The sequence below is a fragment of the Nitrospira sp. M1 genome (assembly GCF_965152605.1).
In genome coordinates, this window is the sequence record NZ_OZ224217.1 from 612,801 (window position 1) to 638,056 (window position 25,256).

Below are 25,256 nucleotides of genomic sequence, written 5' to 3' on the forward strand. Positions count from 1 at the left end.
GATGAATGGTCGGGGAGGGTCCTCTGAAGCTTGAACAAAGAAGGACTGAAGGCTAAGAAAATTTCCACTCGAAACTGTTGAGAAGAATAGATTGGGGTCAGGCATTCGTCATGATTTATTGTTGAAAATACGAGGCCTGACTTGCACTCAAAAGTTAAACGCAAGTCAGGCCTGTAGGTAGGAGAAATTGACGGACTCGAAAAGGTTACTCCGTCTTGGCTTTCATTTCGTTGAACTTTCCTTTTGCGCGTTCCAGCGTGGCGTTGGCTTTCCCTTTTGCCCGTTCCATGGTTGCTTTCATCTCGTTGCCTTTCGCTTCTTCCATCTGGGCGTTGATTTCGCCTTTGGCTTCTGCCGCTTTGGCCTTAGTTTCGCCCTTCACCGATTCCACTGTCGCTTCGATGTCACCGGCATACACGACCGAGAACAGGCTGCCGACGGTCAAGAGGGTTGTTGCGCTGAGAATCAAAAGCTTTTTCATCATGTTTCCTGCACTTTCTGAGGGGGAGAGTAAATAAATACGCCAGGTACGGCGTTTTCCGGCTGAAAACGTCTGAGGCCATTGTTGCTGCCGGTTCTGTGGAAGTCAAGAATTTCGTTTGCGAAGTTTTAGAATTAATTGTTCCAGTATAATTGCGAATCCAAATAAGTTCCAAATAGGAAAACATTATAAACGCAGCGCAGTGCGACGTTTCAATCAACGGAAGTTATTTGGAACGTCGATAACCTTTTCATTGTTTTGATACACGCTATGAGGGGAGAGGAGTCTTCTATGGCGGTGTTGCGTCTAGCACATAGTCCTTCCGTGGCTCCTCGAACTATGACAATTTGAATGTCGGGTTCGACGATTGAAGATTAAATCGTTTTTTGACGTATGTTCTCCAACTACTCTATGGCCGTCATGATTTAATGATCATGCCCATCGCCATCATGGGTGTGCCCATGGTCAAGTTCTTCTTTTGTGGCTTCCCGCACTCCTACAATTTGAATGTCGAAGTTTAGCGTGACACCGGCAAGCGGGTGATTGATGTCGATCGTGACATCATCCCCTTCAACTTTCGTGACCGTGATTTGCTGAGAAGCTCCGTCTGGAGCTTTGGCCTCAAAGGTCATTCCAGGTTCTAGCGTTTCGACACCTTCAAAGGCTGCACGTTCGATAGTTTTGACGAGCTCGGGGTTCACTTCACCATAGCCCTCAGTAGGCTCAATCTTTACGGTCAGTGAGTCATTTTCGACTTTTCCTGCGAGAGCTTTTTCCAGTCCGGGGATGATATTCCCTGCACCATGTAAATACGTTAATGGTTTCGAGGATTCTGAACGATCCAGGACATTGCCGTCATTGTCCTTGAGCGTATAATGCATGCTGACAACCGAATGTTTCTCAATGGTTAAGGCCATCGTACTTCCTCCTATTTATTGGCACGTTTCTGAAATGACAATTGATTCCATTATTTGCGTTATGTGGTTTTGAAATTTTTGGTAGGTGTCCTGGTTTTGCCCTGTAAATGTTATATTCCACGTGTCTTTTCCACAGAGAATCCTCACGCGACTGCCATAGCCCTGGGCGCCTTTGTCGAGGTCTCGAAACTCGATTGCGGAATGTTCTGCAATCGTGGTTTCTGTGATTTTGCCATAGGACGTGACCATGCCCCGTTTTTGCGCTTCTGCGAGAAAGTGTTGCCGTTCTTCGATGAGGTAGCGGGGAGTCGGCTCCGTGACGAAGCGTTCTTTCGCGATCATCACGCGAAAAGCGGGGAGATCTAACAAGACATCCAGGGCAATCACGGAGACTTGCGTATTCCCCATACCGTGCAATTGCTGATTCAGCATGCCTTGAATTTTTTTCGTACTTCCCGGTCCCATGAGTTTGAGGGTAGATGGATGATGAAAGGACAATCCGTGATTTTCATATTTCCGTAATGTGTCGTCTGCAAAACTTCCCACTGCTGTCGTTAACGAGACGGCTGTAACAATGATGCTGAACCATAGGGTAGAAAACGGAGTGCGTGCTCTCATGGGTACTGGTTCCTCGAGTAGTCTCTTCAATGAATGAAACCTTACGTTATGCAGGTTGTTCGATTGTCATAGGGAATTTTTCTCAATATGCGTCTCCTTGGTTATTGAGAGACGCTGGTCTGTTGAGACGGAGAAGGCCGTGATGTGGATTGTCGTAATGCGGTGACGTTAGGAGTCTTGATAATCGATCCACGATTCTTTTTCAGCTAGGTATCGTTGTCCTTTGAAGTTGATTCTGGTTCGGATTTTGGTGAATCCGTGTTCCTGCAGTTTGTTCACGACATCGGAAATGGCGGCTTGGACTGTTCGATGATTGTCACTCTCAATAATCAAGGCTTCATACATAATGCTTGTCGTATAACCCCGGTCAACACGCTTAATCGGCATGAGGCGATTAAAATATCGGTCACTCGGGTCGGTGCCTTCTAATTGATGTTTTTCGACGATAGTATTTCGTGCGCGGAATGACAAGGGCAGGGTACTCATGATGAAAACTCCATGTGGGTCAAACGGATATCGGATTACTTCATGGTCAACCTGGTCGTGATTATAGGTTTGAATGAGTCGACTCGCAAGTCATGAAATCGTGGGATCTTGAACGGTATCCAGGTTGACTTCCAAAAGATCCAACACTTACTCTTTCTGCAGGGTACGTAAGCCGGTCAGGGTTCTTCACCTTTAATGTTGGGATGGCCAAATGGACCGTGTGTCACTTTCGGATGGAATTCCGCTCAATATCCCCAACTGCCTTACCGTACTTCGGATTATTCTCGTTCCTGTTTTTGTAGGGTTTTTAATCTATGAACATTATAACCAAGCTCTTTTGACGCTGATTGTTGCCGCGTTAACCGATGGCCTGGACGGGGCGATCGCGAGGATGGCCAACCAACAAACTCGAATCGGAGCCTACCTCGATCCTCTTGCCGATAAAATTCTTTTAATGTCGGCCTTTTTGACGTTATCGGTTTTACATCTGGTGCCGGTCTGGGCCGTGATCATGGTAGTGAGTCGTGATGTCATCCTATTGACCGGGACATTATTGGCACGTGTGACTGAGTCGCCCGTTAATATTGATCCGACGGTGCTTGGAAAAGGGACAACCTTGTTTCAATTGATCTACATCACGATGGTTGTCCTGATGATGACCGGTCATGTGCCTGCCTACACTATTCAACCAGTTTTGGGAGTCATGGCCACTCTGACGGTTGCATCGGGTGCTCATTATTTGTATCGAGGAGTAATGAGTCTCAATAGCCAAGGGTAATGCAAGGATTGATGCAAGTTATGATACGAGAACGAATGGGGCAGCTCTTGTTAGAGGCACAGGTGGTTTCTGAAGAGCAAGTTCGCACAGCCCTTCAAGTCCAAGAACTGAGTGGGAGCCGCTTGGGGAGTATTCTTGTTGAGATGGGGGCCGTCTCAGAAGTGACCTTGCTGCAATTTCTGAGTCAGCAATACGGCGTGTCCACGATCGATTTGTCGACATGTCAGGTAGAGCGTGAGCTGCTTGCGCTGATTCCCGTGGATGTGGCGCAAAAATATACGGTAGTCCCCGTCCGCAAGACTGGTTCGCGATTGATGTTAGCGATGGTAGATCCTTCCAATACGAGCGTGCTCGATGAAATCAAATTTCTTGTTGGGGTTCATGTCGTACCTATTGTAGCGATGGAGTCAGACATTCAAGCAGCGATTCGTCGGCTCTACCGGCAAGAAGAACGTTCTGAGAATAGTATTCGTGATCGACAGGAACAGGCAGTACATGGGGCGGCGCCAGGTCTGGATTCGTCTCGATCGTTACCTCAAGGGGCGAACCCAGGGTATATGGGGGATGCTGGGGGTTCTATGCCGGGGTTTGCCGATCTTCAGGCCTGCTTAAACGAGGTAACATCTTCTTTGCCATTAGGGGAAGAGAGCGAAGGCGGAGTTGATCATGCCGAAGAGCGAGCCCCAATTATTCATCTGGTGAATCGACTTCTGGAACAGGCGGGAGAAGCGGAGGCGAGCGACATTCATATCGAACCCTACGCGGCCTTTGTTCGTGTGCGATTTCGTTTAGATGGGGTGTTGCGTACAGTCATGCATCTTCCCAGAAATGTTCATCGGGCTATGACGGCTCGAATCAAAATTATGTCTAACCTGAATATTGCCGAGCGGCGACTTCCGCAAGATGGTCGAATGAACGTAACATGGCCTGGAGGTCGAGACTGTGATGTCCGTGTGTCAATTCTTCCCTGTTTTTATGGGGAAAAGGCTGTCTTGAGAATTCTTGACCGATCAAATCTCAAGCTAGACCTGACGCAATTAGGGTTTGATTCAGAGAGTCTTGCACGAGTGACATCCGCACTTGAAGATCCGCATGGCATGATATTAGTGACTGGTCCAACGGGGAGTGGGAAGACCACGACACTCTACTCTGCTCTTCAGTTTCTGAACTCACCCAGCGTGAATATTGTGACGGTTGAAGATCCTGTTGAGTATCAATTGGCAGGCATCAATCAACTTCAAACCAAAGAAGATATTGGTCTGACGTTTGCCACAGGGCTTCGTTCTTTTCTTCGACAAGACCCCGATGTCATGATGGTTGGAGAAATACGTGACCAAGAAACCGCGAATATAGCGGTACAGGCGGCATTGACTGGTCATCGCGTTCTGTCAACGCTGCATACGACTGATGCTCCACAGGCTGTGACGCGATTATTAGACATGGGGATTGAGCCTTTTCTTGTCTCATCTGCCCTATCTCTCGTTATGGCCCAGCGACTGATTCGGAAAATCTGTGAGTCGTGTAAGGAACCAGATTCTGTGCCTCGTCATCAATTAGCCTTATTAGGGGTTAAGCCAGAAGAGGTAGATTCTCTGAACCCAATGAGGGGACGAGGATGTTCACGTTGTCACGAGACTGGCTTCAAGGGAAGAGTGGCAATTATTGAAGTCCTTTCCTTGTCTGTTGAGTTGCACGACCGGATTCTTCAGCGTGCTCCGGCTCATGAACTGAAAGCCTGTGCCCGGCGTTCAGGGTTAATCTCTCTGCGGGCCAGTGGCTTACACAAGATACAACTGGGAATAACCACGGTGGATGAAGTGTTAGTCGCCACCGATGCCGATGATGAACGGTAAGTGTTGAGAGCATTGTATGCGCACCCTTCAAGGCCTGTGTCAGCTGGTAGTCGAACGGATAGGTTCGGATCTTCATCTCGCGGTGGGAAGTCTTCCGCGTATTCGTGTCGATGGCCAATTGCAACCACTTGAAGGACCTCCGCTGACCCCTCAAGAAGTCCAGCTCTATCTGAAAGAGTTGTTGACAGACGAACAACAGACTCACCTCTCCAAACAGAAAGAAGTCGACTGCTCTCTCACATTGGAACCGCACGGACGGTTTCGGTGTCACGTGTATACACAACGTGGTTCGACCGCTGTCGCATTGCGAGTGATTCCGCACCGTGCTCCGTCTTTTGAGGAGTTGGATCTTCCCTCGGTGTTATCGGATTTCATTCACCGGCCGCAGGGGTTACTTCTGGTGGCCGGGCCGACGGGAAGTGGGAAAAGTACGACGCTCTCAGCCATTATTGATGGTATTAACCGTGTGCGGTCTGCGCACATTGTGACGCTTGAAGACCCCGTCGAGTTTCTCTATACCCCCCAAAAATCGCTCATTACGCAACGAGAAATTGGCACGGATGTCACGGATTTTCATACTGCGTTAAAAGGGGTGTTGCGTCAGGATCCTGATGTCGTGTGTCTTGGCGAGTTACGCGATCTTGACACAATTCATGCGGCGTTGACAGTGGCAGAGACAGGCCATTTGACTCTTGCAACCGTTCATACCAATTCGGCTACCCAGACGTTGAACCGGCTGATTGCTATTCATCCTCCTCATCAACAAGATGAGGTGCGCGCACAGCTGTCTATGGTGTTGGAGTGTGTCATTTCACAACGGTTAATTCCGAGTGCTACGGGCCGGGGACGCGTGTTGGCCATTGAAGTCCTAATCCCTACGCCTGCGATACGAAATTTAATTCGAGAGGATAAAATTCATCAAATTTATTCAATGATGCAAACGGGGCAGGCCAAGCATGGCATGCAAACCATGAATCAAGCGCTGGCAGATCTTTGTCGACGTCGGATGATCACTGCTCAGGCTGCGTTGGCTTCGACCTCTCAACCTGAGGAATTATCGCGTTTACTTGATCGATCTGGCGGAGAGCGCGCACTGGCTGGTCGTCTCACTCAACTTCGATCTCATTGAATCAATAATTGTGTTCGTTCGTGCCCCATGTGTTAACGGGGTGCGTTCGTCGTAGGGATATTGTATGGCAGTCTTTACTTACACCGGAAAAAGTCCTGGCGGGCAAATGGTTCAAGGCGAAGTCATCGCAGAGAGTGCGAAGGCAGCAGTTTCTATGATACGGCAACGTCAGGTGTTGGTGACGCGCATGAATCAAAAATCCGTTGGTTTCATGAATTTGAAGCAATGGATAGAAGACATCGGAACGGGCAGAGTCAACACGCAGGATCTTTTGTCATTTACGCAACAATTTGCCACGATGCTCAAGGCTGGAATTCCACTTCTCGAGTGTCTTGCCACCCTGTCTCGTCATTCCGACAGTCAGCCTCTTCGAGGCATTCTGAGTCGTGTTCACCAAGATGTGGAACGAGGTGTCGGTTTAGCTGAGTCCCTCAGAAAGTACCCACGAGTTTTTAATGATTTCTATGTCAACATGATTGAAGTGGGTGAAACGACGGGGATGATGGATGCCTTGTTGATTCGATTAGGGACATATATGCAACGGCAGGCAACGCTCAAAGGGCGTATTCTCTCTGCACTGGCGTATCCCGTGACATTATTCGGAGTCGCATTCCTGGTTCTCGTATGTATGCTCATGTGGGTCGTGCCGTTATTTGATCAGATGTTTACAGAATTTGGCGACACGCTGCCCTGGTTGACTCAAACTGTGTTGGACTTGAGCATTGGGATGCAGGAACATGTCGTATTGTTAGGGGGAGTGTTAGTCGTATTCGTGTTCGTCGGGTTCCGACTGTACCGCACGTCGAAGGGAAGAAGAGCCGTTGATGCGTTTCTGCTCACCGCACCGCTTGTGAGTCGATTATTTCAGAAGTCGAGTGTTGTGCAATTTGCCCGTACGTTAGGAATTTTGTTGAATAGTGGAGTGCCTATTCTTGAGGGACTGACTGTGGCAGGTAAAGTCTCGGGCAATCGACTTGTCGAAGAGACGATTCAACATGTGCGTCTACGAATTCGTGAAGGAGAAACGATTGCCCAGCCTCTGGCGCAGAGTGCCATTTTCCCTCCCCTGGTCACGCACATGATTCGTGTGGGAGAGTCCACGGGCGCGTTAGATACCATGTTAGAGCAGATTGCCGACCTGTATGAACAGGAAATGGATCGAACGGTCACCGTGTTAACATCGTTATTAGAGCCGATGGTGATTCTGTTCATTGGACTAGGAATTGGTGTGATGGTTGTGGCAATGTACCTGCCGTTGTTTTCTATGGGTGCCTTAATTTAAGTGCTGAATTTTCTCGATACACATCAATCAACAAAAAGCGTATGACGTTGAAGGCCCACGTGCGTGAAGTTCAGGTTCGGGCTCCAGCTAAGATCAATCTGATCCTCAAAGTCCTTGGGCGTCTGCCTAACGGGTATCATGAATTATGGTCAATCATGCAGACAGTTGATCTTTTTGATCACGTGTCTTTACGAACGACATCTTCCTCTCAAGGCATTCAGTTGACATGCCAGCCGGGTCACGTTCCCCAGGGAATTGATAATTTAGTGTATCGTGCTGCCGCGGTGGTCTTAAAAAAGGCTGGCATTGATGCAGGCGTTGAAATCTCTTTAGAGAAACACATTCCAATGGGGGCAGGGTTAGGTGGGGGGAGTAGTGATGCTGCCGCCACAATTTTCGGGCTTGTCCAATTGTTTCAGTTACGCTGGTCTTGGTCGGAAATGGCTGAACTCGGTGCAGAGCTAGGAAGTGATGTGCCATTTTTTTTCTACGGGCCACAGGCGCTCATCCGTGGCTGGGGGCAGGACGTAGCTCCAATGACCATTACGGGGTCTCGATGGATCCTGCTAGTCAATCCAGGATTCTCTATAGAAACTGGGTGGGCGTATCAACAAATTGCGCAATCTCGAACGCAAGTCCCTCAACTCTCGGCAGAGTTACACACACTTCAGCAGAGAGAAGCCTTGGACTTTCAAGATTTGCTTCCGCACATTGAAAATGATTTTGAATCGGCCCTTTTTCCCGCACACCATCGACTGTGCGAGATCAAAGATGAATTATGCTCACTAGGAGCTGACGTTGCTCTCTTGTCAGGGAGTGGCTCGACGGTATTTGGAGTCTTTTCTGAGGAGCACACTGCGGTGAAGGCTTCGGAGCAAATAATGCAAAATCCTCACATGCAAGTATTTTGTGTGCCAACAAGTGCCTCAAGGCTTGCGCTCGTTCAGAAATAAGTCATAATAGACTTGGGTTTTGCTTGCATGCTACCAGCCTGTCAGTGTTCTTAGTTGACAACCTCATAAATGTCGAATTATCGTACGAGGCTTTGCCATGTTCCCTCAAAGGGATGGGGGAATGGGTGTGCGTAGCTGTTGTTAGGGGTGATAGATGCCTAAAGAATTAAAGTTATTTACTGGAAATTCCAATGTGGCTTTGGCCAAGGAAATTTCCGCGTATGTTGGCCAAGAGCTCAGCGCGGCAATGGTGACCACGTTTAGTGATGGTGAAATTCATGTCAGGATTGAAGAAAACGTTCGGGGAGCCGATGTGTTTCTCATCCAATCTTGCTGTGCTCCAGTCAATACATCGATCATGGAATTGCTGATTATGCTGGATGCCGTGAAGCGTTCCTCCGCATCCAGAATTACGGCAGTGATTCCTTATTATGGCTATGGACGACAAGATCGAAAAGATCAGCCTCGGGTGCCAATTAGCGCGAAGTTGATGGCCGACCTCTTGACCGTCGCTGGAGCCCAACGGATTCTGACTATGGATCTGCATGCGGGGCCCATTCAAGGGTTTTTCAATATTCCCGTCGATCACCTCTATGCCACCCCAGTGTTGTTGGAGCATTTCACGAAAGAGGGCTATGAAGATGTGGTGGTCGTCTCTCCAGATGCCGGAGGTGTTGAGCGGGCTCGAGCCTTTGCCAAGCGGATAGACGCTGCGTTGGCCATTATTGATAAGCGACGTGAGATGGCCAATAAGGCCGAGGTCATGAATATTATCGGGGAAGTGAAAGGGAAGCGTGTCCTGTTACTTGATGATATGATTGATACCGCTGGAACCATTGTGCAAACAGCCCAAGCGTGCATGGATAACGGAGCCGTGAGCGCAATTGCTGGGTGTACACATGCTGTCTTATCAGGTCCGGCTCTTGATCGGTTACAGAAGTCTTGCTTGAGTGAGATTGTGGTGACCAATACAATTCCACTTGATGGGAGGGATCAGCAATGTTCCAAGCTTCATGCTTTGTCAGTGGCACCGTTATTGGGTGAAGCGATCTTGAGGATTCATCGCGAGGAGTCGGTCACGTCATTATTCGTGTAGTGATGTCTCCCTTCACCTTCGTGCCTACGATACCTTGTGCTATGAATGTGCAGAGTGAACCTAGAGAAACCATAGATAGAAAAGCATTGATTGCCAATATCCCGAGCTAAAGTGAGGACCTTTCGATGAAATTTGAAATTAATGTAGAGAGAAGAGACAAAGCTGGCAAGGGGCCGGCCCGTGAATTACGACGTTTAGGGCGCATTCCAGCAGTGCTGTATGGCAGTGGAAACTCGCTCTTGTTATCAATGGAACCCAAGGTTGCGAGAGATGTCATTCTGTCTCAAGCTGGCCACACTGGGCTATTGACCGTACAGGTGACGGGGGGAGATGGCAAGCAAGAACAACGCGTGGCTGTGTTGCAAGACTATCAGCTAGATCCAATTATTGGAACCATTCTCCATGTCGATCTCTTTGAAGTGTCGATGGATAAACCCATTCGCGTCAAAGTGCCTGTGGCCACTATCGGGGAGACGCCAATTGGAGTGAAGGAAGGCGGGCTGCTCCAGAATGTACTTCGCGAACTCCATATTGAATGTCTTCCGGCTCAGATCCCCGACCATGTCGAAGTCGATGCGTCAAGTTTGGAAGTGGGACAGGGAATTCATGTAAAAGATGTGGTGGTCCCTTCTGGAGTCAAGGTTTTGGATGATGAAGATTTGATGGTCATACATGTAGTTGCCAAAATCTCAGAAGCCAAACTCGAGGCCCTTTTATCTCGTGAAGCGGAAGAAGGAGGACAGGCTGAGTCTAAGGCTGATGAAAAGGCTGAGGCCGCACCTGCTGCAGACGCGAAAGGCGACGGTAAGGGGAAGGAGGCCAAGAAGTAACTTTTGCTGTGTATCATTGGCCTTGGTAACCCTGGAGTGCAATATTCAGCGACTCGCCACAATGTTGGACGAATGGTTGTTGAACGTTTTGGGCAAAAGCAGCACATTTCTTTCACCCAAGGCACGAATGCGATTCAGGGGAGTGGAGTCATCAACGCACGCCAGGTTCAGCTGGTTCTTCCCCAAACCTGGATGAATCGGGCGGGTGTGGTTGTGGAAGATCTTCTCCGTTGCGGCGAGGTTTCTGTCAGTGATCTGGTCGTCGTGTATGATGACTTAGATTTGAATTTTGGGACCTTGCGTATCAAAACGCGTGGAGGTGCGGGTGGGCATAATGGCATACGTTCAATTTTAGCCTCTTCAAAGTCTGATCAGTTTTGTCGGCTAAAAGTCGGTATTGGTCATCCACTTCCAGGTCTAGATGTTGCTGAATATGTGCTTTCACCGTTTTCTTCGTCTGAGGTTATCTCTTTGGATGCGGTACTCTCGCGAGCGGTTGATGCTCTAGAGGTGTTGATCAGTAACGGCCCTGAAGCTGCAATGAATCAGTTCAATGTCCAGCAGACGCCGGAAGTCTGAGTCTCCGTTGCGCCTACCCTATTAGTCAGACACGGTAAGATTTCATCGAACATTTGAAAATGTCATATATTCAGGTAGGTCATGTGCTGTGTGGAAGAGAAGGGGTTTTCGTGTGTTAGGAATGCCGGTGGTTGTTTGTTTGACTCTCTCTTTTCACCTGTGATACTTTTCATTCCTTGTCCTCCTGAGTAGACCTAATTATCTAAGCGATCTTGTTGAGGGTAATCTATGAAAATATATGAATCCGTATGTATTGTGTCTCCGTCTCAGACTGATGAAGAAATTACGAAACTGACAGAAAAAATTACAGAAACTATTGTGAAGTCTGGCGCCTCCGTACTGAATATCACGAATGAAGGCAAAAAGAAGCTCGCTTATGATATTCAACATGAGCGACGGGGGACGTACCTCATCATTCAATTCGAAGGAAAAGGCAACGCGGTCAGTGAGTTGGAACGTTTCCATCGTATGGAAGATGGAGTGATGAAGTTTCTGACCGTTGAGATCCAAGCTGATCAGGTGAAAACAGCAACACCTGAAACTGAGAATACGGAAAGTCAAGAGACCGTAACAGTGGGAGCCGAGTCGTCAGATGACCGGGTTCAATAAGGTCATTCTTATCGGGAATCTTACAAGAAACCCAGAACTTCGGTACACTCCAAGTGGCACTCCTGTTGTGAATTTCCCGCTTGCGGTTAACCGACGGTACAAGCAGGCGGATGAACCTAAAGAAGAGGTTTGTTACGTCGATATTGTCGTGTTTGGCCGTCAAGCCGAACATTGTGGGCAATACTTGAGTAAGGGGGATGGCGCAATTGTTGATGGTCGACTTCAACAACGTCGCTGGGAAACGGAAGATGGCCAGAAACGTAGTAAGCATGAAGTGGTGGCCCAAAATGTGACGTTTATGCCGAAGCGTGGTCCCCAACAAGGTGGTGGAGAAACGGATATGGTAGAAGAACCCTCGTATGATGCAGACTATTATTCCTCCTGAGGGTAGATAGGAGAAGTATTTGTGGAACGTGGACGATTGTTTCAACGACGTCGACTGTGTCGATTTTGTCATGACAGCACCCCCCTCGATTACAAAGATGTGGGGTTGCTCAGGAATTTTTTAACTGAGCGAGGGCGGATCATTCCGCGGCGAACATCTGGAAATTGCTTGAGACATCAGCGACGTTTAACCGTTGCAATCAAGCGAGCTCGACAAATTGCCATACTCTCGTTTGCAGAAGAACGATAATTATTCTGGCCATAACTGTGCGCCATAGCGTTCATGAATGGGTATGAAGCAAAGAGTGTGATCGAGATGGCGAAGAAAAAGGTATCTATTGCACCGACCTCATTGAAATTCCTTGTTCAGGATATTCCTCAGGAGGGGTTTCATTTAAATTATGATGTCGGTCAAGATGATTTAGAGCTGACCCGAGATGAAGGTCGGATTGTAGATCCCCTGCATTTAGATTGTGATATTTGTCATAGTCCAGAAGGGGTCTGTGTCAAAGGAACGTTATCGGGAACTATTTTTCGAGAATGTGTGAGGTGTCTGGGAGAGTATCAAGAGTTGATCGTCCTGCCCTGCCTTGGACTTTTTCAAGGAGAACAGACAAAAATCGAGTCGACAACTGTTGTGCTCGATGAAGAGTCTTCCGATATCGGGTTTGAGCAGATTGAGGAAATTTATCCTTGCCAAGACGATCAAGTTGAATTGGACATCATGTTACGTGAGCAGTGTATCCTTGGTACACCTATTCAGAGGCTTTGCCAGTCCGATTGTCGAGGGTTATGTCAGCATTGTGGAACGAACCTCAATCAGTCGTCTTGTGCCTGTGCCGATACCGTGCATTTTTCCCCAATGGTGTCAGCCCTGCAGCAATTGAAGAAAAATCTATAATTTTTATTCGCATACAGTGAAATGTTGTCGAACAAAATCGACGAAGCCTCTAGACTAGGAAGGTACATTTGCAATGGCAAATCCTAAACATAAAATTTCACGTGCACGTCGAGATAAACGGCGAGGACAGATCAAACTTTCCCCTCCTAATCTCTCTCTCTGTCCCCAATGCCACGAACCAAAGCTTCCACATACCACTTGCCTCAATTGCGGTACGTATAAGGGAATGGCCATTATTGCCGTTGAAGAGGGATAAGAGATCTCTCTTTCCATTTCTTGTGACTCACTAATCTCTCGGTTGGACTATGAAAATTGCACTTGACGCGATGGGGGGTGATTTTGGGTTACCTCCTCTCGTTGATGGCGCGATGCAAGCGGCCAAAGAGCTTGGTGACGAAATCATCTTAGTTGGTGATCAAGAAAAGATTCAGGCCCATCTTGATACGATCAAAGGGAAAAAAACAGCACTCCACATTTGCCATGCATCTCAAGTAGTGGGGATGCAGGAATTGCCGGCTTCGATTGCAAGAAAGAAGCGGGATTCCTCAATCTGGGTGGCAACCAAGCTTGTCAAGACTGGTGACGTTCAAGCTGTCGTCAGTGCTGGCAATACGGGTGCCACAATGGTCTCGGCCTTTTTTCTTCTTGGGTCGATTCAAGGGGTGGAACGTCCTGCCATTGCGGCTAGTCTGCCTACTCGGCAAGGGAATGCTGTCATGTTGGATGTGGGCGCGACTGTTGATTGTACGGCAAAACAGCTCTATCAGTTTGGGATTATGGGGAATGAATATGGCAAGCATGTCTTAGAGGTGGAGAAACCTCGTGTGGGCATTTTGAGTATTGGTGAAGAAGACACGAAGGGTAATGACGTCACAAAAGAAGCGTTTCGATTATTAAAGAGTAGTCCAATTAATTTTATTGGGAATATCGAAGGCCGTGATGTGTATAGCGGCAATGCCGATGTGATTGTGTGTGATGGTTTTTTAGGAAACGTTGCCTTAAAAATCTCTGAAGGTCTTGCCGATGCCATCAAAAAAATGTTGATGAAGGAGATTGCTCAATCTCGTCTTGGACGATTGTCGTATCTCTTTATTGCCGGTCCGTTGCTGCGTCTTCGTCGTCGGACGGATTATGCCGAGTTTGGAGGAGCGCCGTTACTCGGGGTCAATGGGATTAGTATGATTTGTCATGGTCGCTCTTCGGCAAAGGCCATCAAAAATGCCATTTGTCGAGCCCATAAGCTTGCGGATGGTGGATTTGTGGAGCAGCTTCGTGCCGATATTGCTGATGGCCTCAAGGTTTCCATTCCTGAAACCCCACCAGTTGTTCAGCCATGAAAAGTCGAATTCTTGGAACAGGGTCGTATGTTCCTGATCGTATCCTGACCAATACCGATCTGGAAAAAATGGTGGAAACGTCCGACTCCTGGATCGTGGAACGAACGGGAATTCGAGAGCGTCGATTAGTTGGACCAGGGGAGGCCTGTTCGGATTTAGCCACCAAAGCTGCACAAAAGGCCTTGGCCCAGGCTGGTATCCAGGCCGCACAGCTTGATCTGATTATCGTAGGCACCTGTACTGGAGACTCGCCTCTCCCATCCACGGCCTGTCTCGTTCAACAGCAAATTGGGGCGACACGAGCGGCAGCATTTGATCTCAATGCGGCCTGTTGTGGATTTGTCTATGCGTTGGCCTTAGCCAATTCGTATGTCCAAACAGGTCTAGGCTACGTTCTAGTAATCGGAGCAGAAGTCATGTCTTCGATTACAGATTGGACGGATCGTAACACCTGTGTGTTGTTTGGTGACGGTGCCGGAGCCGTGGTTGTCGGAAAGTCGGAAGGCGACAATGGTATCCTCTCGGTTCATCTCCATGGTGATGGTGATCATGCAGAGCTCATACAAGTGCCAGGCGGAGGTTCACGTCTTCCGGCCTCGGAACACGTCATGAAGGAACGTCTTCAATTTGTCAAGATGAAGGGGAATGAAACGTTTAAGGTCGCAGTCAAGACCATGGAGGATTCCGTGCATGAAGTCTTGACTTTCAACCGTCGGTCTATTGATGATGTCGATGTTTTTGTTCCCCATCAAGCCAATATTCGTATCCTGAAGGCGGTTGCTCAACGTCTAAAGCTTCCACTGGAGAAGACGGTTATCAATCTTGATCGTTTCGGAAACACCTCGGCCGCATCAATTCCGTTAGCCCTGGATGAAGCAGTGCTGTCAGGTCGGATTCGTCCAGGAGATTTGTTACTGATAGCGGCATTTGGGGCGGGGCTCACGTGGGCTTCCGGACTTATTCGATGGTAAGACACTATGCGACAGTTCAAAAATCAAATACGTGTTTTTGAGGCATCTCGTAGCATGAGTCTGTGACCAGAGGAGAGTATCATGGGTATTGTTGATGCTGAGTAAACGAGGAAAGTGAGGAAATTATGAGCGAAACGATCAAGCCCTTAGAAGGGCAATGGGCCTTGATTTTAGGTGCCTCAAGTGGTTTCGGAGAGTCTGTCGCTTTGGAATTGGCCTCGTTAGGATTAAATATTTTTGGTGTGCATTTAGATCGGAAATCTACCCTTCCTAATGTGGATCGAATTGTAAAAGACATTCAAGGATTGGGACGAACAGCCGTATTTTTTAATGCCAATGCTGCCGACTCTGATAAACGCAGCGAAATTCTTTCCGCGATGCAGGCAAAGGCAGAAGAGATGGGTTCTCCTCTCGTTGTCCGAGTCCTCCTGCATTCATTGGCTTTTGGGACTTTAAAGCCCTATATTGCGCAATCCCAAGCCGAAGCTGTGTCAAAACCACAAGTTGATATGACGTTGGATGTCATGGCGAATAGCTTAGTGTATTGGACGCAAGCCTTACTCGATCAGCAATGTATGGGGCGGGGCGGACGAATATTTTCAATGACGAGTGCAGGTGGCGCACGGGTATGGAAAACGTATGGTGCTGTTTCTGCAGCTAAGTCTGCTTTAGAATCTCATACCCGACAATTAGCTCTGGAGTTGGCTCCATTAGGTATTACCGCGAATGCCATTATGGCGGGAGTAACCGACACCCCTGCATTACGAAAAATCCCAGGATCTGAAGAAATGATTACTCTTGCCAAACGCAAGAATCCATCTGGACGGTTAACATTGCCGAAGGATGTTGCGGATGCCATTGGTCTCTTAAGCCAACCAAAGAGTCAATGGATAACCGGAAACGTCATCTGTGTCGATGGAGGAGAATTTATTGTTGACTAGTATGCTGTACCAAAATTGTTAAAGAGCCAATATCTCTAAGCTATTGCCATTTTTGTTCTCAATCGGTTGTTAGTGAGGTAATGCCGTAAATAACTGAGCAGCATACTAGGGAGGCTGTACCTATAAAATCAGCAAACCAATGTTACTATGGAGTCCGTCTTATTGTGTTGTTCAACCCGACGTTGACTCTGGTATTGCCGTAAATAACCGTGACAGGAAACTAGCGCTTCTACCACGAATATTAGTAACCCAGTGAAACAATATGGCAGTTCACTGTGTGACCCTGACTCGGACAACAATGTCGCTGCTTAAGTTAACCAAAACGGGTCACTAGGAGTCTCTGTTAAGTAAATCAACTGTCGTTTATGACAGTGTAAAACTATGACACATTCCATTGGGCTTCTTTTCCCTGGACAAGGTTCTCAGAGTGTTGGCATGGGGCACGTGTTGCATGAGTCTGATCCCCATGTTCGTGGATTGTATCAGGAGGCCAGCGATGTTCTGGGATATGATATGGCTGCGTTGTGCTTTGACGGGCCATCAGAAAAACTTAATCGAACTGAATATACTCAACCGGCATTGCTCGTGACGAGTCTTGCAGCATTGTCATTATTTGATCAGATACCGATTCAACCTACTGCCGTTGCCGGACATAGCCTTGGAGAATATTCGGCCATTGTGGCTGCTGGGGGGCTTTCGTTTTCTGATGCGGTCAAACTCGTTCAAAAACGAGGACAATACATGTCGGAGGCCGTGGCTCCGGGAACGGGGTTAGTGGCGGCGGTGCTGGGGTTATCTGAAGAAGAAGTCGAACGGGCTTGTCACGATGCGCAGTCTGAGGGTGTCGTCGCGCCAGCCAATTTCAACTGTCCTGGTCAAATTGTTATTGCCGGGGAAAAAGTGGCTGTCGAGCGAGCCATTGCGCTGTTGAAGGAGCAGGGAGCCCGTCGGGTGATGCCGCTTCCTGTCAGTGTTCCAGTTCATACGCCGTTGATGCAAGTGGCGGCAGATCGTTTGCAGGCGGATATGGCGACGCTCGATTGGTCTGATTTACACGTCCCGTTGATCAACAATGCAGAAGCGAGATCATTAACGAAGGTTGACGATGTGCGCGCGTCGTTAATCCGTCAATTGCCATCGCCGGTTCAATGGTCACGATCAATACAATATATGGCGGAGATGGGAGTCGATACATTTATTGAAGTTGGTCCAGGGAAAGTCTTGTCAGGGCTGGTAAAACGTATTTTACCCAAAGCAACAATGTGGAATGTTGATAATGCGGAATCCTTTCAGGCTGTTCGTTCGTCTTTGGCTTCCTGATGGGATTGCATGAGCTCTTAGCAACGAAGAGTCGGGAGAAACTGCTATGGCGTTAGAAGGAAAGGTCGCGGTCGTTACGGGCGCGGCTCAAGGAATTGGCCAAACAATTGCCACCTGTCTCGCTCGTGATGGTGCAGATATTGTGGTGATGGATCTTGATGTTGATCGATGCAAGGACACTGTGGCGGCAGTTGAAGGTCAAGGCCGTAAGGCCATGTCCTTAAAAGTTAACGTTGCAGAGTGGGACTCCGTGAAGGCTAGCATGGATCAGGTTCTCAAAGAATGGGGCCATATTGACATTTTAGTCAATAATGCGGGAATTACGAGAGATGGATTATTGATGCGGATGAAAGAGGACGATTGGAATCTCGTTCTGCAGGTGAATGTGACAGGGACCTTTAATTGTACGAAAGCCTGTTTGTCTTCCATGAGCAAACAACGATCCGGTCGTATCATTAATATTGCCTCGATTGTGGGGGCCATTGGCAATGTCGGGCAAGCGAATTATTCGGCGTCGAAGGCGGCGGTGATTGGGTTTACCAAGACCGTGGCCCGTGAGTACGCAAGTCGAACGGTCACGGTCAATGCTGTGGCTCCAGGATTTATTGATACGGCGATGACCCAAGGCCTTTCGCAGGACGTCAAAGATGCCCTGTTAAAGCAGATTCCCTTGCAGCGTTTGGGGCAACCCACTGATGTTGCCGAAGCTGTGTGTTTTCTTGCTTCCGAGGCAGCGGGATATGTGACGGGGCAAGTCTTGCATGTCAATGGTGGTATGCACATGGCATGAGCATGGCTAAAGTGGTATAACGAAGTTTCTGGTGATTCATGATATTCAGGTTACAATTTGACATTAGGAGGATGGGCCATGGAAGTACAAGATCGCATTAAAAAAATTATTGCTGAACAATTAGGTGTGGAAGAGGACGAGGTTGTCCATGATGCGAAGTTTGTTGATGATCTCGGTGCGGATTCATTAGATACGGTTGAGCTCGTGATGGCCTTAGAAGAAGAATTTGATGTAGAAATTCCTGACGAAGATGCTGAAAAAATTCAGACCGTTGGTGGGGCCATCGATTTCATTAAAGAAAAAGTGTAATGAAATTGCCTAGAGTGAACCCATCCTGTAATCAGGAGAACTCTATGTCCAGAGAGGTGTCGTTGTTTTTCTTGCGCCCCTTAATGTTTCTGCCCACTATCTTTCTGGCTGACTTGAGTGAAGCTCGAGGGGTATCGGTATCATGAGCAATGACCTGAAACGACGAGTCGTGATAACCGGTTTGGGGCTCGTGACGCCACTGGGAATTGGTGTGTCGAAAACGTGGGAGGCTTTATGTGCCGGACAATCTGGCATTGGCCCCATCACGCGTTTTGATGCCACGAACTATCCTTCCCGGATCGCTGGAGAAGTCAAAAACTTTAATCCGGCTGACTATATTGAGAAAAAAGAAATTAAGAAGATGGATACATTTATCCAGTATGCCGTCGCCGCGAGTCAAGAAGCGGTCGATGATGCCAAACTTGAGATTACTCAAGAAAATGCAGATCGTGTTGGCGTGTATATCGGATCGGGGATTGGAGGGCTGCCTGCCATTGAGCACTATCATAAAGTGTTGCTTGAGCGCGGTCCTGATCGTGTGACTCCATTTTTTATTCCCATGGTGATTATTAATTTGGCGTCTGGCCAGGTCGCGATTCGTTTTGGTGCCAAGGGCCCCAACTCCTGTGCTGTCACAGCCTGTGCGTCAGGAAACAATAGTATCGGTGACGGATTTCGTCTGATTCAACATGGTGAGGCGGATACGATGATTGTCGGAGGGGCCGAAAGTACGATTTGTTCGACCGCTCTAGCTGGCTTTGCTTCGGCTAAGGCCTTGTCGCGACGGAACGATGATCCTGAACATGCCAGCCGTCCATTTGATAAAGATCGTGATGGCTTTGTGATTGGCGAAGGCGCTGGAGTGTTGGTCTTGGAGGAATTAGAGCAGGCTCGGTCTCGAGGCGCGAAAATTTACGCCGAGGTCGTCGGATATGCGATGAATAGTGATGCATTTCATATCACCGCACCGCCTGAAGATGGGAGTGGGGCGACAAAATGTTTAGAGCGTGCGCTCCAGGGTTCAGGAGTATCAAAAGATGATATTGGCTATATTAATGCTCATGGAACATCGACGTTTGCTGATAGTGTAGAAACTGGAGTCATCAAGAAGGTTTTCGGAGAGCGGGCGTATAGTATCCCGGTCAGTTCCACAAAGTCTATGACGGGTCATCTTTTGGGAGCTGCTGGTGGGATAGAGGCTATTTTCACCACATTGGCATTGCGCGAAGGTCGGTTGCCACCCACGATGAATATTGAGACCCCTGATCCTGATTGCGATTTAGATTATATCCCCGGCAAAGCAAGGGATGTAAACATTTCCGCTGCCGTATCGAACGCGTTCGGGTTTGGAGGTGTCAATGCTTGTTTGATATTCAAAGGCTTTGCTGAGTAAAGGGCTGTATCGTCTAGGGGTTTCACTGTGTGCGTGAGACGCGTCTGGTTCCCAAACCGTCCCTTCCCCCAATTGTGGTATAATCCGATATTATTGTGACAAAATAGAGCAGGTTCTAGGACTTCGCCAAATATTGATAATGGAAACTCCGTGCTGTCAGACGTCCAAACTACACTTGGATATGTGTTTCGTAAGCCTGAGCTCTTGCAGACAGCCTTGACGCACAAGTCTTTTTCGCAGGGCAGTCAGGATAAGGCTGGAAAAGACAATGAGCGGTTAGAGTTTTTAGGAGACGCCGTCTTAGCCTTGGTGGTGAGTGAGTATCTTGTTACGTTATTTCCGCATGCAGATGAGGGAGAACTCTCGAAGATTAAAGCGTTCTTGGTGAGCCGTTCCTCCTTGGCGAAGGCTGCGACCCGCTTGCAGTTGGGACATTGGCTGCGGTTGGGCAGAGGAGAGGAAGCGACTGCTGGACGACAAAAAAGTTCATTACTCGCGAATGCCTTGGAAGCCATCATTGCTGCGGTGTATATTGATGGTGGAAGTGAGCAGGCTCGAACCTTTATCCTTCGAGTGTTGAACCCCGAACTTGGCCAACTGCAGACTGCAGCAGACGGGGAGTTCAGAGGTGATTATAAAAGCCACCTCCAAGAGCTTTCGCATAAGAAGTTCGATATGAATCCTGACTACCGGCTTGTTCAGGAAACAGGTCCCGATCACCAAAAAGTTTTTGAAATGGAAGTGTTCATTAATGATCGAGTTCGTGGCCGCGGTATCGGGAAAACCAAAAAAGAAGCGGAACAAATCGCTGCCCGTGAAGCACTGGAAAAAGGGTTGGCAGAAGATGCGATATAATCACGACATTCATTTTCAAGGACTCAGGGAGAGGAGCTAGGTTTATGGAGAGTGTACGCCGCTTAGGATTGATAAGAACGAGTATCGTATGTGTCGGTTTGGTCCTCATGTCGTGGGGAACGCTTGGCTTGGTTGGTTCTGCGAGCATTGCCTTGGCTGGCGAAGAGACGTCCATGTCGTCGGAGGCCCCGCATGCCATACTCAAGACCAAGTTTGGTGAAATGGAAATTGTGTTTTTCCCAGAGTTGGCACCGAAACATGTTGAGAGTTTTATGAAATTGGCCAAGTCTGGATTTTATAATGGGACAATTTTTCATCGCGTGATACCGGGGTTTATGATTCAGGGTGGAGATCCAAATACGAAAGATCCGAGTAAAGTCCAGTCGTATGGTACTGGTGGTCCTGGCTACACATTGCCAGCGGAATTTAGCAAGGTCGCTCACGAAAAAGGTATTCTCTCCGCTGCCAGAACTGCGGATCCCAATAGCGCCGGTTCACAGTTTTTCATCATGGCTGATAAAGCGTCACACCTTGACGGGCAATATACGATTTTTGGAGAGGTTGTGAAGGGACTTGATATTATTGATAAAATCGTGAGTCAAGCTCGAGACCCGCGCGACAATCCACTTGAGCGCATTGAGATGACAATTGAAGTCGTGGAATAACCCTCACCACATATTCGTACGAGGCATAGGGTATCCTGGTTTGACGATTATGTGTGGACAGCCCCGCGGGAACGCAGGCGTTTAGATCAATGCAACCCAGGTCAAGTGTCGTCATGTGTCCGGCCTCTTGGTGCGGCACCCATGACCGCGGGCCTTGATGGAACCCGCTGAGATCGGGTCCCACTCATCACGAGCGCGCATACAAGCGCATAATCGTCAACGGGTTTGGCCAATCTCCGGCAGAACCGGTTATTCATCAGACCCTCTTCACCTTACGACCCATTCCAATATCCTATGCAACGTCTTGGTAGATTGTTTATGGCTCGACAATATCCGCTTTCAAGCTTAAGACGAAAGCCACCACTTCGTCACATTCTTGTTGGGGAACCTGCAGGGCTTTCATGGTGCCCCCAGCATGTTCCAAGAATATTGTCCAATCTCCTTCACTAATTTTCATGCCAACATGAGTCATCTTCATATCTCGCCCCGTGTAATACATGGGGCCACCCGCACTCGTGCATATATAATCAATCAGCAATTGTTTTTCTCGTGCTTGACCATCATTTCCACGATTTTGCCAGAATCGCCCTAATTGTGAGTCGCCTTGTAACCGTGGTAAGAGATCATTGACGAACGTGGTGATTCCATCATAGCCACCAAGACGTGCATACAGAGTTTTTTGAGTGCTCAATTTCCGCCTCCTTAGTTAAAAAGCTGAGATGCCATGTCATTCCGCAAGGTATCCTGACCACTTGTCAAAGTCAAAAGCTCGGCTATGTGGGCCATCATCCTAAGAAGCCGCTCCTTCTGGTCGATACACCGTGTGCTGCGACATGACCGCTCACACAATCCGTGCCATTTTATTCGCCAAGGACACCGACACAATGTGTGGAGAACGACGTTCAAGAAGTTGTCGCATCCAGTCGGCTTCTTTCCCGGGTTTATCCCGAAAATGCCGAAGCATCGATGTTGCACCAACAATTAACAATCGCCTGACGTATCGATTTCCTTTCTTGGATATCCTACCTAAGCGTTCTTTCCTGCCACTTGAAAACTGTCTTGGTACTAATCCTAAAAACGCGGAAAATTGTCGCCCTGACTTACAATGGTTTGCCTCAGTAATGGTGACAGCAATAGCAGTCGCGGTGATGATACCTACGCCGGGCACAGTGGCCATCCGCTGACTAATCTCGTTATTGTAATGCCAGTTTTTCAATTCTTCCTCTAGATGCTGAGGTCTTGTCTCCAACGTCTTTAATTGCTCAATCAGTATTTGCATAGTGGTACTGGCTAACTTTGGGAATGGTGACTTTCTTTCTTCGGATATCTTCTCTACAAGTTTTTGTATATTTTGAACCCCTATGGAAACAATGATGCCATATTCCGCACAATGACTGCGGAGTGCATTAATAAGCATGGTTTTCTGCCGAGTCAGGAGGTCCCGCGTCTTATGCAATATTAGGACAGCCTGCTGGGCTTCATCTTTGACTGGGACAAATCGCATGGTAGGTCGGTTGACCGCTTCACAGATGGCCTCAGCATCAGCCGCATCATTTTTGGAACATTTGACGTACGGTTTCACATACGTTGGAGGCATGAGCTTGACAGTGTGACCCAAGCACTCAGTCCACGTGCCCAATGATGGGCAGTTGCACAGGCTTCGATGCCAATCAGATAGAGTTCGAGTTTTCTGAAAAAAGGGAGGACGACGTTACGTCTTAGCTTTTTACGAAGTACGGTGTTGCCCTCATCATCAACACCGTGGACTTGAAAGACATTCTTGGCAATGTCAATTCCAATCGTAGTGATGCCCATAGTGGAGCCTCCTATTTTTAAAAGTTAAAAGCTCTATGGTAAAGGCTTCAACTTAATTTGTAATAGGGGCTGTCCACCTCATCATCTAGTCATGAGGGTTGTTGGGCAACTGATGGCGAGTCGTCGAGTGGAGCGCCACTGGGTATGATGATTCTTCCCCCGGCTCCAGATTGACGAGCGAGTTGCTCGGCAACATCTGGATGCCGAAGCTTGATGTAGCCGATGAGCCCACTGAGAAAGCGGTGAGATCGAAGCCCTTCCCCAGAAAATTCTTGAATAAACTGACTTGCTCGATCGAGCACCTGAGTAACCATGTGGGTATCTAGGGGTTGGCGATCATCCAACGTTTTATATTCCTTTTTGAGTTCCTCTCCAAAGGCAGGTGGTGCCGCCCCGGGAATATGAATCGGGCTGAAAGATTGACGAAGGTGTTTGAGGCCATCGATCACTTCACCATCTTGGGCTTCGGGTCGTGACTGGAAGAATCGGTAGGTGATGGCTTCTAAGACGTAGAACACTTCGGCTGCACGCTCCCCTCCCAATTCCATCAATTCACGATAAAATGTTCGACGATCTTGCTCGAAATGGACCCCAACGCGTTTTTGCTGGTACTCCAGGTTTGTGTCAAGGTAGACGCAATCCGGAGGACAGGAAATTTTACTCATGCGATAGGTTCCGCAGCATTGACTGCAGATGAATCCGCTCAAGGCTGGGCAGGGGCGTTTGCCTTTTCGTTGGTCGCAGTGTTGACATTTACTCATCGGGTTGATCTTTCTTTGTCCACCCAAGACCATAATCTGACAAGTCGCGAGGTTTTCGTTTTTTTCCTGAATTAGACGGTTGTTCTAATCCATTAATTTCTGCCCCGTTGGCGTAGAGATAGGGCACGAGAATCAGGTGTTTTTCACGATCAACGCCTATGCCGGCTGGCGAAACCAGAAACTCGGCAATTACTTGTTTCTTTAAGTCGGCGAGAACCCTCCAGACTTTTCCTGCCGACATGTCCGAGATGTACATGCTGCCGTACCGGTCAAATGCGATCCCATCCAAATTTTGAAAACGACGAGAAAAAAACGAGTTGGCGAGTAATTCTTTGATCGTCCCGGATTCACTGATTTCAAAGACTTTTCCCCCCTCCCAACTCACACCGGTTAAACGTCCAGTCTGTGGATGGATGGCTAATCCGCGCGGCCCGGAGAGGGCTTCGTCTTGAATGACTAGGGAGACGGCGAATTCCTGTGCGGGGTCTATTTGATAAATAGCATTGGTGGCAGTGTCCGACACAAAGAGCTGTCCATCGGTATTGGCGGTAAGCCCCGTGAGCGTTGAGCAGTGATAGCGAGTCATGGAGACGGAGGAGACGCTTTCCCCTGTTTTTCTCGAAAAACCTCGAATGGTGTCGATATCGGCTACATAGAGAATGTCGCCGACAATTACCATGCCTGTAGGCGAATTAAGGACCGTCCCATTTTTCCCACCTTGTATAAAGTGAGTGTGGGTGAGCTTTCCAGCGTCATCAAGTTGAGAAATGAATCCTTTGTTATCTCGATTCCCCGGGTCCCCATTGGCATTGGCGACCAGATACCCTTTTTCAGAATTCGCAATAATGCTCTGAGGGGCAGCAAGGTCGTTGATAATGGCTTGAGCATACGCCAATGTTGGAGTGAAAACGGTGCAAGTCCATAGTATCAAGCAAAGGGCTTTCGTCGAAGATGCGACATGACTATTCATCGGTACACCCTTTGGTTTTAAGCGGTGAAGTGAAAAACGTACAAATGCTGAGTGCGAACAAGAAGAGGTGGTGGGATAGTTGCTTCACACAGTATGGTAAGTGACCATTTCGAGAGCTGTCAAGAAATATAGCGAATCCCAATAAGCATCGGGCAGTGACCTTGGCTACGATCAATGATTAACCCTTGGTCGGCCAAGTAGGCAACCTACGTTTAAGCCTGTCTTCGCCTGAC

Annotated in this window: 29 protein-coding genes and 1 pseudogene; 22 read left to right on the top strand and 8 right to left on the bottom strand. The window is 48.2% G+C overall.

Annotation, left to right across the window (positions count from 1 at the left end; translation table 11 throughout):
• Window positions 1-205: 205 nt before the first annotated feature.
• From ACWHX8_RS02890 to ACWHX8_RS02905, 4 genes are all read right to left on the bottom strand, one after another.
• Window positions 206-484, bottom strand: a complete 279-nt coding sequence (locus tag ACWHX8_RS02890) for a hypothetical protein (RefSeq protein ID WP_447970473.1) — start codon at window positions 482-484, stop codon at window positions 206-208.
• 422 nt (window positions 485-906) lie between these two features.
• On the bottom strand, window positions 907-1,398 hold the full coding sequence (locus ACWHX8_RS02895) for an FKBP-type peptidyl-prolyl cis-trans isomerase (protein WP_447970474.1): 492 nt from the start codon (window positions 1,396-1,398) through the stop codon (window positions 907-909).
• Window positions 1,399-1,413: 15 nt separating this feature from the next.
• The gene (locus ACWHX8_RS02900) at window positions 1,414-2,016 is read right to left on the bottom strand and encodes a hypothetical protein (RefSeq protein ID WP_447970475.1); all 603 of its coding nucleotides are present in this window, start codon (window positions 2,014-2,016) and stop codon (window positions 1,414-1,416) included.
• A gap of 168 nt (window positions 2,017-2,184) precedes the next feature.
• Window positions 2,185-2,502, bottom strand: a complete 318-nt coding sequence (locus ACWHX8_RS02905; protein ID WP_447970476.1) for a hypothetical protein — start codon at window positions 2,500-2,502, stop codon at window positions 2,185-2,187.
• Window positions 2,503-2,713: 211 nt separating this feature from the next.
• On the opposite strand from ACWHX8_RS02905, the gene ACWHX8_RS02910 reads away from it, so the two are divergent.
• From ACWHX8_RS02910 to ACWHX8_RS03015, 22 genes are all read left to right on the top strand, one after another.
• Window positions 2,714-3,280 (top strand): CDP-alcohol phosphatidyltransferase family protein, encoded by a 567-nt coding sequence (locus ACWHX8_RS02910; RefSeq protein WP_447970477.1) that lies wholly within the window; start codon window positions 2,714-2,716, stop codon window positions 3,278-3,280.
• Window positions 3,281-3,300: 20 nt separating this feature from the next.
• Window positions 3,301-5,133: a GspE/PulE family protein gene (locus ACWHX8_RS02915; protein ID WP_447970478.1), complete on the top strand. Its 1,833-nt coding sequence runs from the start codon at window positions 3,301-3,303 to the stop codon at window positions 5,131-5,133.
• Window positions 5,134-5,149: 16 nt separating this feature from the next.
• The gene (locus ACWHX8_RS02920; RefSeq protein ID WP_447970479.1) at window positions 5,150-6,262 is read left to right on the top strand and encodes a type IV pilus twitching motility protein PilT; all 1,113 of its coding nucleotides are present in this window, start codon (window positions 5,150-5,152) and stop codon (window positions 6,260-6,262) included.
• A 64-nt stretch (window positions 6,263-6,326) separates the two neighbouring features.
• Window positions 6,327-7,544: a type II secretion system F family protein gene (locus tag ACWHX8_RS02925; RefSeq protein ID WP_447970480.1), complete on the top strand. Its 1,218-nt coding sequence runs from the start codon at window positions 6,327-6,329 to the stop codon at window positions 7,542-7,544.
• Window positions 7,545-7,603: 59 nt separating this feature from the next.
• On the top strand, window positions 7,604-8,497 hold the full coding sequence (ispE, locus tag ACWHX8_RS02930) for a 4-(cytidine 5'-diphospho)-2-C-methyl-D-erythritol kinase (protein WP_447970481.1): 894 nt from the start codon (window positions 7,604-7,606) through the stop codon (window positions 8,495-8,497).
• Window positions 8,498-8,651: 154 nt separating this feature from the next.
• Window positions 8,652-9,593: a ribose-phosphate diphosphokinase gene (locus tag ACWHX8_RS02935; protein ID WP_447970482.1), complete on the top strand. Its 942-nt coding sequence runs from the start codon at window positions 8,652-8,654 to the stop codon at window positions 9,591-9,593.
• A 125-nt stretch (window positions 9,594-9,718) separates the two neighbouring features.
• Window positions 9,719-10,423 carry a 50S ribosomal protein L25 gene (locus tag ACWHX8_RS02940; RefSeq protein WP_447970483.1) on the top strand — a complete coding sequence of 235 codons (705 nt, stop codon included), beginning with the start codon at window positions 9,719-9,721 and terminating at the stop codon, window positions 10,421-10,423.
• A 3-nt stretch (window positions 10,424-10,426) separates the two neighbouring features.
• Window positions 10,427-11,002, top strand: coding sequence for an aminoacyl-tRNA hydrolase (pth, locus tag ACWHX8_RS02945; protein WP_447970484.1), 576 nt, complete (start codon window positions 10,427-10,429; stop codon window positions 11,000-11,002).
• 228 nt (window positions 11,003-11,230) lie between these two features.
• The gene (rpsF, locus tag ACWHX8_RS02950) at window positions 11,231-11,611 is read left to right on the top strand and encodes a 30S ribosomal protein S6 (protein WP_447970485.1); all 381 of its coding nucleotides are present in this window, start codon (window positions 11,231-11,233) and stop codon (window positions 11,609-11,611) included.
• Complete coding sequence (locus tag ACWHX8_RS02955) at window positions 11,595-11,996, top strand: single-stranded DNA-binding protein (RefSeq protein ID WP_447970486.1); 402 nt, start codon at window positions 11,595-11,597, stop codon at window positions 11,994-11,996. Before rpsF ends, ACWHX8_RS02955 begins: the two co-directional genes overlap by 17 nt.
• A 6-nt stretch (window positions 11,997-12,002) precedes the next feature.
• The gene (gene rpsR / locus ACWHX8_RS02960) at window positions 12,003-12,245 is read left to right on the top strand and encodes a 30S ribosomal protein S18 (protein ID WP_447971848.1); all 243 of its coding nucleotides are present in this window, start codon (window positions 12,003-12,005) and stop codon (window positions 12,243-12,245) included.
• A gap of 66 nt (window positions 12,246-12,311) precedes the next feature.
• Window positions 12,312-12,896 (top strand): YceD family protein, encoded by a 585-nt coding sequence (locus ACWHX8_RS02965; RefSeq protein WP_447970487.1) that lies wholly within the window; start codon window positions 12,312-12,314, stop codon window positions 12,894-12,896.
• Window positions 12,897-12,969: 73 nt separating this feature from the next.
• Window positions 12,970-13,152 (top strand): 50S ribosomal protein L32, encoded by a 183-nt coding sequence (gene rpmF, locus ACWHX8_RS02970; RefSeq protein ID WP_447970488.1) that lies wholly within the window; start codon window positions 12,970-12,972, stop codon window positions 13,150-13,152.
• Window positions 13,153-13,201: 49 nt separating this feature from the next.
• The gene (plsX, locus tag ACWHX8_RS02975; RefSeq protein ID WP_447970489.1) at window positions 13,202-14,233 is read left to right on the top strand and encodes a phosphate acyltransferase PlsX; all 1,032 of its coding nucleotides are present in this window, start codon (window positions 13,202-13,204) and stop codon (window positions 14,231-14,233) included.
• Window positions 14,230-15,204 (top strand): beta-ketoacyl-ACP synthase III, encoded by a 975-nt coding sequence (locus ACWHX8_RS02980; RefSeq protein ID WP_447970490.1) that lies wholly within the window; start codon window positions 14,230-14,232, stop codon window positions 15,202-15,204. Before plsX ends, ACWHX8_RS02980 begins: the two co-directional genes overlap by 4 nt.
• A 125-nt stretch (window positions 15,205-15,329) precedes the next feature.
• A complete protein-coding gene (locus ACWHX8_RS02985) occupies window positions 15,330-16,145 on the top strand; it encodes an SDR family oxidoreductase (RefSeq protein WP_447970491.1) in 816 nt (271 codons plus the stop codon).
• A gap of 381 nt (window positions 16,146-16,526) precedes the next feature.
• A complete protein-coding gene (gene fabD / locus ACWHX8_RS02990) occupies window positions 16,527-17,465 on the top strand; it encodes an ACP S-malonyltransferase (RefSeq protein WP_447970492.1) in 939 nt (312 codons plus the stop codon).
• A gap of 46 nt (window positions 17,466-17,511) precedes the next feature.
• The gene (gene fabG, locus ACWHX8_RS02995) at window positions 17,512-18,255 is read left to right on the top strand and encodes a 3-oxoacyl-[acyl-carrier-protein] reductase (protein WP_447970493.1); all 744 of its coding nucleotides are present in this window, start codon (window positions 17,512-17,514) and stop codon (window positions 18,253-18,255) included.
• 78 nt (window positions 18,256-18,333) lie between these two features.
• Window positions 18,334-18,564: an acyl carrier protein gene (gene acpP, locus ACWHX8_RS03000; RefSeq protein WP_447970494.1), complete on the top strand. Its 231-nt coding sequence runs from the start codon at window positions 18,334-18,336 to the stop codon at window positions 18,562-18,564.
• 142 nt (window positions 18,565-18,706) lie between these two features.
• Window positions 18,707-19,957 carry a beta-ketoacyl-ACP synthase II gene (fabF, locus tag ACWHX8_RS03005; RefSeq protein ID WP_447970495.1) on the top strand — a complete coding sequence of 417 codons (1,251 nt, stop codon included), beginning with the start codon at window positions 18,707-18,709 and terminating at the stop codon, window positions 19,955-19,957.
• A gap of 150 nt (window positions 19,958-20,107) precedes the next feature.
• The gene (gene rnc, locus ACWHX8_RS03010) at window positions 20,108-20,812 is read left to right on the top strand and encodes a ribonuclease III (RefSeq protein WP_447970496.1); all 705 of its coding nucleotides are present in this window, start codon (window positions 20,108-20,110) and stop codon (window positions 20,810-20,812) included.
• Window positions 20,813-20,985: 173 nt separating this feature from the next.
• The gene (locus ACWHX8_RS03015) at window positions 20,986-21,477 is read left to right on the top strand and encodes a peptidylprolyl isomerase (protein WP_447971849.1); all 492 of its coding nucleotides are present in this window, start codon (window positions 20,986-20,988) and stop codon (window positions 21,475-21,477) included.
• Window positions 21,478-21,793: 316 nt separating this feature from the next.
• Here ACWHX8_RS03015 and ACWHX8_RS03020 read toward each other — a convergent pair whose 3' ends face one another.
• The 4 genes and pseudogenes from ACWHX8_RS03020 to ACWHX8_RS03035 all read right to left on the bottom strand — a co-directional run bounded on the left by ACWHX8_RS03020 (window position 21,794) and on the right by ACWHX8_RS03035 (window position 25,023).
• Complete coding sequence (locus ACWHX8_RS03020) at window positions 21,794-22,168, bottom strand: group I truncated hemoglobin (RefSeq protein ID WP_447970497.1); 375 nt, start codon at window positions 22,166-22,168, stop codon at window positions 21,794-21,796.
• Window positions 22,169-22,318: 150 nt separating this feature from the next.
• Window positions 22,319-23,292, bottom strand: a pseudogene (locus ACWHX8_RS03025) (IS110 family transposase).
• Window positions 23,293-23,381: 89 nt separating this feature from the next.
• A complete protein-coding gene (locus tag ACWHX8_RS03030; RefSeq protein WP_447970498.1) occupies window positions 23,382-23,957 on the bottom strand; it encodes a hypothetical protein in 576 nt (191 codons plus the stop codon).
• 88 nt (window positions 23,958-24,045) lie between these two features.
• Window positions 24,046-25,023: a hypothetical protein gene (locus ACWHX8_RS03035; RefSeq protein ID WP_447970499.1), complete on the bottom strand. Its 978-nt coding sequence runs from the start codon at window positions 25,021-25,023 to the stop codon at window positions 24,046-24,048.
• Window positions 25,024-25,256 lie beyond the last annotated feature (233 nt).